The organism is Pseudomonas sp. FW305-70, assembly GCF_058783925.1.
In genome coordinates this window covers 1-503 of sequence record NZ_JBYSYZ010000096.1, presented here as the reverse complement: position 1 = coordinate 503, position 503 = coordinate 1, and the positions used below count along the sequence as shown (strand labels likewise).

Genomic DNA, 503 nt, shown 5'->3' with positions numbered 1-503 from the left:
GCCGGGACGCTGACCTATGCACTGGGCGTGGTGGCCGGAGCCTCCGGGCTGACAGACACCGCTTCGGGCCAGGCGGTGAACCTGTCGCTCAATGGCACTGTGGTCGAAGGGCGTACGGCCCTCAGCAATCTGCTGGTATTCACGGTCAGTGTCGCCGCCGATGGCAGCGTCACGCTTGACCAACTGCGTGCCGTGGTGCATCCCGACCCAACCAATCCGGATGATTCGACGAGCCTGACTTCGGACAACCTGGTGACGCTGACCGCGACCAAGACCGACGGGGACGGCGACAGCGCCCAGGCGACCCTCAACATCGGGCAGAACCTGGTGTTCAAGGACGACGGGCCGAACATCAGCACCACCGGCGCGGAGCCGACGTTGACAGTGGACGAGACGCTACTGGGGACCGACGCCACCCAGAGCTTTGCCGCCAACTTCAACTCGGCGTTTGGCGCTGATGGTGCCGGGACGCTGACCTATGCACTGGGCGTGGTGGCCGGAGC

The 503-nt window shown here is 65.6% G+C and carries 1 protein-coding gene; it reads left to right on the top strand.

The features are described from left to right. The coding region (locus tag AC3WN7_RS28620) for a DUF5801 repeats-in-toxin domain-containing protein (protein WP_492575445.1) at positions 1–503 on the top strand (503 nt) is incomplete at both ends.